This window comes from Leclercia sp. M50 (genome assembly GCF_037150775.1).
In the GTDB taxonomy this organism is placed as follows: Bacteria; Pseudomonadota; Gammaproteobacteria; order Enterobacterales; family Enterobacteriaceae; genus Enterobacter.
In genome coordinates this window covers 1-6,203 of the sequence record NZ_JBBCPK010000160.1, presented here as the reverse complement: position 1 = coordinate 6,203, position 6,203 = coordinate 1, and the positions used below count along the sequence as shown (strand labels likewise).

Genomic DNA, 6,203 nt, shown 5'->3' with positions numbered 1-6,203 from the left:
CCCAAATACTTATTGATCGTTTTGGCTTTTGCCGGGGACTCAACGATAACGAGAGCTTTACCCATATTCACCTTTACCTAATTTGTTTCTTCCAGGAATACGTCGCGTGAGTTCACCTTCCCCTGGCGACGAGACATTTATATAACGACGCCACGAGTGGATATCAACCCCGTTTGCCGTTCAGTCATAAAATCGACATCACATAAGCAGTTGAGTTGACGCGATTTTTCTCGCTCCAGTATAACCACACGACGAGATTTAGGTCGAATGTCAAGCAAATCTGTTGCCAGAATGACGAAAGCGCACACTCTACCTGATAAAATCCGTTACGCAACTTTATTAGCATGCAAAAGCAAATCACGCCAGCGCTGTACCTCTTGCCCTGGAGGGGGCAAAACGGGGAAAATTTGCTCCCGGCACCGCGGCGGCGTAGACTAATATCACTGTTTAAGGAGTGGATAATGCAGCAAAATACCCAACCCATTGACCGTGAAACGTTGCTTGTTGAAGCAAATAAACTCATTCGTGAACATGACGACACCATGGCAGGGATCGAAGCCACGGGCGTGGAACAGCGCAATGGTGTGCTGGTGTTCAGCGGAGAGTACTTTCTCGATGAGCAGGGGCTACCAACCCCGCGCAGCACGGCGGTATTTAATATGTTTAAATACCTCGCCCATGTCTTATCTGAAAAGTACCACCTGGTTGATTGATGCAAAAACGCGAGGCCAGTGCCTCGCGTTTTTATTCACAGCAGCGGTTTCTGACCTCGCTGTAGCCAGCGCAGCAGCAGACGATCCGCGCTCTCTGCGGCGCTATTGGTAAAGCGGTCCATCAGCTTTTTACGGCGCGTATAGCGCACACCCACCAACTCGCGCCCCTCCATCAGCGAGAGCAGCAGATCGTCGCTGGTTCCCACCTGGTCCACCAGCCCTTTTTCCAGCGCCTGGGTACCGTACCAGTGCTCGCCGGTGGCGACCTCGTCGATATCGAGCGTGGGTCGCATCTGCTTCACAAATCCTTTAAACAGCTGATGGGTGTCATTGAGATCTTCGCGGAATTTCTGTCGCCCCTCTTCGGTGTTTTCACCCAACAGGGTCAGCGTGCGCTTGTACTGGCCCGCCGTGTGAAGCTCAACATCGATGTCTTTATTTTTCAGGAAACGATTGAAGTTAGGGATCTGCGCCACCACGCCAATCGAACCAATAATAGAGAAAGGCGCCGCGACAATTTTATCGGCCACGCAAGCCATCATATAACCGCCGCTGGCAGCGACTTTATCCACCGCCACCGTCAGCGGGATATGTTTGTCACGCAGACGTTGCAGCTGTGAAGAGGCCAGACCGTAACCATGTACCACCCCACCCGGGCTTTCGAGACGCAGCACCACCTGATCTTCAGCTCTTGCCACCGCCAGCACAGCAGTGATCTCCTCGCGCAGGGAGGAGACTTCATGGGCGTCCATGCTGCCTTTAAAGTCCAGCACATAGACCCGTGGCTTTGCCACCTCCGGATGGAGTTCCTGCTTTGCTTTCTGCTTTGCCGCTTTCGCTTCAAGTTTGTGCTTTTTCTTCTGCGCTTTGTGCCACTGTTTTTGCTGATGCGCATCGAGCAGCGCCACTGACATCTCTTCCTTCATCTCAGTGTACTGCTCGCTTAAGCGGGTAATGCGCAACTCGCCGCGCTGACGTTTGCGCTGCGTCAGGTTAACAATCAGAACGGCGATCACCGCAATGGCAATCACCACCGTCGCAATTTTGGCCAGAAATAAACCGTACTCAGAAAGTAATTCCACGCGTCCACCTTGGTTTAACCACTTGTTTTCCCACCCAGTGTACAACAGCCTTCACCAGGCGTCTCTTACCTGACGATACCCTTGCGAGCCCTCTTCAGAAATGTTTATTTATGAATGAAATATTTGCAAATTGTTAATTTTACAGCGAACTCTCCGGTAGACTGATTGTAATCAACCGCGCTTTCGGGCATAAAGCCGAAAAGAGACCGCACAGCATGGGCCGCACCAACGCGCGCCAGAGGAGTGACCTTGCACTATCAACCGAAAAAAGATCTACTGCAAAAACGTATTATTTTGGTCACGGGGGCCAGCGACGGTATTGGTCGCGAAGCGGCGCTGACTTACGCCCGCCACGGTGCGCGCCTGATTCTGCTGGGACGTAATGAAGATAAATTGCGTGACGTCGCTCAGGCGATCGCCAGTGAAGGTGGCGCGCCGACCCGCGAATATGTTCTCGACCTGTTAACCTGTACCCCCCAGAGCTGCAGGGAACTTGCTGATCGTATTTCAGCTGAGTATCCCCGTCTGGACGGGGTACTGCATAATGCGGGCTTCCTTGGCGAAGTGCGGCCCATGGAAGAGCAAACGCCGGAGATCTGGCAGCAGGTGATGCAGGTCAACGTTAACGGTACCTTCTTCCTTACCCAGGCATTGCTTCCTTTATTACTGAAGTCTGATTCCGGCTCGCTGGTGTTTACCTCATCCAGCGTTGGGCGTCAGGGTCGGGCTAACTGGGGCGCCTATGCCGCCTCGAAATTTGCCACCGAAGGGATGATGCAGGTCCTGGCCGAGGAGTATCAGAACCGCCATCTGCGCGTAAACTGCATCAACCCCGGCGGGACCCGCACCAGCATGCGCGCCAGCGCGTTCCCGAGCGAAGATCCGCTTAAACTGAAAACCCCTGCCGATATCATGCCGCTTTATCTGTGGCTGATGGGCGATGACAGCCGCCGGAAAACCGGCATGACCTTTGATGCCCAACCCGGCCGTAAACCAGGAATATCGCAATGAGTGATGAACGTCATCAGCAGCGCCAGCAGCGCCTGAAAGAGCAGGTCGATGCCCGCGTTGCCGCAGCTCAGGATGAGCGCGGAATTATTATCGTCTTCACCGGCAACGGCAAAGGCAAAACCACTGCCGCTTTTGGGACCGCCACGCGTGCCGTCGGTCATGGACAAAAGGTGGGTGTGATCCAGTTCATCAAAGGCGAGTGGCCTAACGGCGAGCGTAATCTGCTGGAGCCGCAGGGTGTAGAGTTTCAGGTTATGGCGACCGGCTTTACCTGGGACACGCAAAACCGCGACACTGACACCGCGGCCTGCCTGGCGGTCTGGGAGCATGCAAAGCGTATGCTGGCGGATACCACGTTGAATATGGTTCTGCTCGATGAGATCACCTATATGGTGGCCTACGACTATTTATCGTTACAGGAAGTGGTTGATGCGCTGAACAACCGACCGGCGCACCAGACGGTGATTATTACCGGGCGCGGCTGTCATCGGGATCTTATGGAGATGGCGGATACGGTCAGCGAGTTACGCCCGGTGAAACACGCCTTTGATGCAGGCGTTAAAGCGCAAATCGGCATCGACTATTAACAAAAAACCCGGCCAGGCCGGGTTTTGTATTTTTTTAGCCGTTGTTGTTACGGCTGCCAGAGCGGCGATTGCCGCTGACCTGGCTATGGCGTTTAACCGCACGACGGATCTGGTTCGCCTTCATGCGGCGACGATCTTTTTCTACCGCCACTTTCGAGGAGGTTTCCGGCGCCAGCTGCACCAGCTCACGCAGATAGTTGGTCTGGGTTAAATCCAGCTCGGTATAGCCGCCACGTGGCAGCCCCTTCGGCAGAAGAATGTCACCGTAGCGAACGCGGATCAGGCGGCTAACCTGCACGCCAACGGCTTCCCACAGGCGACGCACCTCGCGGTTACGGCCTTCGGTCAGGGTGACGTTGTACCACTGGTTAATACCTTCACCACCGGTAAACTTGATGGTTTTAAACGCAGCCGGGCCATCTTCAAGCTGCACGCCGCGAGAGAGTTCACGGATCTTATTGTCGTCAACTTCACCGAACACGCGGACCGCATATTCACGCTCCACTTCACGGCTTGGGTGCATCAGACGGTTTGCCAGTTCACCATCGGTAGTGAAGAGCAGCAGGCCACAGGTGTTAACATCCAGACGACCTACAGCGATCCAGCGCGCGCCGCGCAGTTTTGGCAGGCGGTCGAATACGGTTGGGCGACCTTCCGGATCGTTGCGGGTGCAGAGCTCGCCTTCCGGCTTATAGTAAGCCAGTACGCGGCAGATTTGCTCGGCGGACTCTTTCACCGAGATCAGGTGGCCATCGATACGGATTTTCAGGCCTGGTACGATTTCCACACGATCACCCAGCGTGGCGATTTTACCGTCCACACTGACACGACCTGCTTCGATAATGGTTTCGATTTCACGGCGTGAACCGTGGCCGGCGCGGGCCAGCACTTTCTGTAATTTCTCGCTCATTGAGCTTCCTTCAGGTGTCGCCTTCACAGGCGTCTGGTATACATTCGAAAACAAGGAGTTAAGCGCGATTCAACCTTAACTCAATGATCTGTAACTTTTTCACAGCACACATAATGGCGGACAATGCGTCTCGCCCAGTGATTCATGGCCGCACATACTACATGAATTTTAGACTAAATGATTCAACAAGTTTTGCGCCGCGGCGAGCGGGTGCTGGTAACCTGAAGCAAACCCAACGATTTGGGCAGGCAGATTTCTCAGGCCGTAGGCCGCTCATTCCAGGCATCGGTGAACTGAATGTTGCCATCCACGATACGCCAGGTGATTTTTTCATACTGAATACTGACGCTTTCTACATGATTCATTTTATCGTTGCCCGATAATTTTACGTTAGGTACAGCGCAGTTAACGCCAGTGATCTTCACGTTTTCCATCAACACCGTGTAATAGCAGACTTCCTGTCCTGCGTCGTTAATGTGATAAAACCTGATCTCGGCACTTTTCAACGTCTGGCCTGTCGCGGCTGCTTTATAGAGGTAGGGCGTGGAGCTATCGACTTCCTTTTCAATCATCATGGATGAGTGTTGGCGTGTACCGGTAATTTTACCGTTGGCACTGTCAACAGGCAGGTTGATGCCATGACTCAGACCGATAATTTCGACGCTGCCTTCACGGTCCTGAATATCTACAGAACCTTTAATATCGGCGCCACCATCGTCTTTGAGCCACATATACGGAGGAATTGGCATTTTATTTGCTCCTTAATTTTTTGATTAACTTCATTGTCATAACATAGATAAATATAGCCACAGGTAAAATAGAAATAATGTGAATGTATAAATACAGATCATAAAAATTATCCGCACCGATTTCGTCAGGCCCATAAATAAGATGACCAATGCGTGTGGCTAAATCATCGTTAAACCAGAGTTCAGGATCGCCTATCAAGCGGCCTACAACTATAAATAATGTAATAAAATAAATAACTTTACTTAACCTACAAACGAATGTTGTTATAACCACCAGCAACTACCTCCACCCATCCTCTCGCCATCAACGCCCGCATACAGGGGACCTGAACAAGTGATGTATTCATAAGCGCATTATAAATCATCGCAAAATCAGGATTATGGGCGATTGTTATACAGCCTTTTGACGAAGCACCGGGGTGCAACCGGAAGCTACCGCGCTTAACACCCTCTATCCAGGTATTATCGTCTATTCCCCAATCATCTCGCCACAAGGCAAACCAATCCGATTTACCAAAAGGGCTGATATTCAGTATTCGCTTTGTAAAATCTTTAATTTCAAGTTGCTTTTGCGAGAACCAGTTCCCCTCATGCCGATCCACAATCCAATACTTACCGGGCGGAATTGGGCCATTATCAGGAATATTTCGGCATCCTCCATTGTTACGGCAAACGCCTTTACCTGAATGTGCCATAAACACCCCAACGCCGTACAGATTAAAAGGCGAGTAGTCTGCTCCGTTCAGAATTAATGTCCCTCGTAACGCCATAGACAACCCCTTTATCTATAAATATGTGTTCACTTATCGTATATCTACATATTCATGCGGGAATAGGGTTATTCCGGACACGGGCTAATTTTCAGATAATAACAAGATATTAAATGTGCGAGGGAAATAAGCTAAGCCTTAATAGCAGGGCCATTATAGCGGGAGAGTTCATGCTATATAGATGGCCCTAAAAGAATGGATATTACAGGAAAGGCTTCACATCCCCCGCCCCTTCACGCAGCACAACCGGGGCATCTTCCGTTAAATCGATCACCGTGGTCGGCTGTTGGCCGAGATAGCCGCCGTGAATCACCAGCTCAACCTGTTTCTCCAGACGGTCTTTGATCTCATCGGGATCGGATTCCGTATAGTCGCTGCCCG

The 6,203-nt window shown here is 51.6% G+C and carries 8 protein-coding genes and 1 pseudogene; 3 read left to right on the top strand and 6 right to left on the bottom strand.

All coding sequences use genetic code 11. The annotated features are described in order from the left end of the window. Nucleotides 1-65 (bottom strand): annotated as a pseudogene (locus tag WFM46_RS23935) (toprim domain-containing protein); the annotation flags it as partial. A 396-nt stretch (nucleotides 66-461) separates the two neighbouring features. Between WFM46_RS23935 and WFM46_RS22430 the strand changes: the two are divergent. Next, nucleotides 462-713 (top strand): YciN family protein, encoded by a 252-nt coding sequence (locus WFM46_RS22430; protein WP_156654654.1) that lies wholly within the window; start codon nucleotides 462-464, stop codon nucleotides 711-713. A gap of 35 nt (nucleotides 714-748) precedes the next feature. On the opposite strand, the gene sohB is transcribed toward WFM46_RS22430, so the two are convergent. Continuing rightward, the gene (sohB, locus tag WFM46_RS22425; protein WP_103179890.1) at nucleotides 749-1,795 is read right to left on the bottom strand and encodes a protease SohB; all 1,047 of its coding nucleotides are present in this window, start codon (nucleotides 1,793-1,795) and stop codon (nucleotides 749-751) included. A 249-nt stretch (nucleotides 1,796-2,044) separates the two neighbouring features. On the opposite strand from sohB, the gene WFM46_RS22420 reads away from it, so the two are divergent. Both WFM46_RS22420 and cobO read left to right on the top strand, forming a co-directional pair. Then, nucleotides 2,045-2,806 carry a YciK family oxidoreductase gene (locus WFM46_RS22420; protein WP_180210515.1) on the top strand — a complete coding sequence of 254 codons (762 nt, stop codon included), beginning with the start codon at nucleotides 2,045-2,047 and terminating at the stop codon, nucleotides 2,804-2,806. Beyond that, the gene (gene cobO / locus WFM46_RS22415; protein ID WP_180210514.1) at nucleotides 2,803-3,393 is read left to right on the top strand and encodes a cob(I)yrinic acid a,c-diamide adenosyltransferase; all 591 of its coding nucleotides are present in this window, start codon (nucleotides 2,803-2,805) and stop codon (nucleotides 3,391-3,393) included. Before WFM46_RS22420 ends, cobO begins: the two co-directional genes overlap by 4 nt. Before the next feature lie 34 nt (nucleotides 3,394-3,427). Here cobO and rluB read toward each other — a convergent pair whose 3' ends face one another. The 4 genes from rluB to WFM46_RS22395 all read right to left on the bottom strand — a co-directional run. Further along, a complete protein-coding gene (rluB, locus tag WFM46_RS22410) occupies nucleotides 3,428-4,303 on the bottom strand; it encodes a 23S rRNA pseudouridine(2605) synthase RluB (protein ID WP_103179893.1) in 876 nt (291 codons plus the stop codon). 257 nt (nucleotides 4,304-4,560) lie between these two features. Further along, entirely contained in the window at nucleotides 4,561-5,052 is a 492-nt protein-coding gene (locus WFM46_RS22405; RefSeq protein WP_336998587.1) for an Hcp family type VI secretion system effector, read from the bottom strand. A gap of 248 nt (nucleotides 5,053-5,300) precedes the next feature. Then, nucleotides 5,301-5,822: a DUF2778 domain-containing protein gene (locus WFM46_RS22400; protein ID WP_336998586.1), complete on the bottom strand. Its 522-nt coding sequence runs from the start codon at nucleotides 5,820-5,822 to the stop codon at nucleotides 5,301-5,303. A gap of 202 nt (nucleotides 5,823-6,024) precedes the next feature. Beyond that, nucleotides 6,025-6,203, bottom strand: a 179-nt coding sequence (locus WFM46_RS22395; RefSeq protein ID WP_336998588.1) for a Sua5/YciO/YrdC/YwlC family protein, incomplete at its 5' end; no start/stop codon positions are given.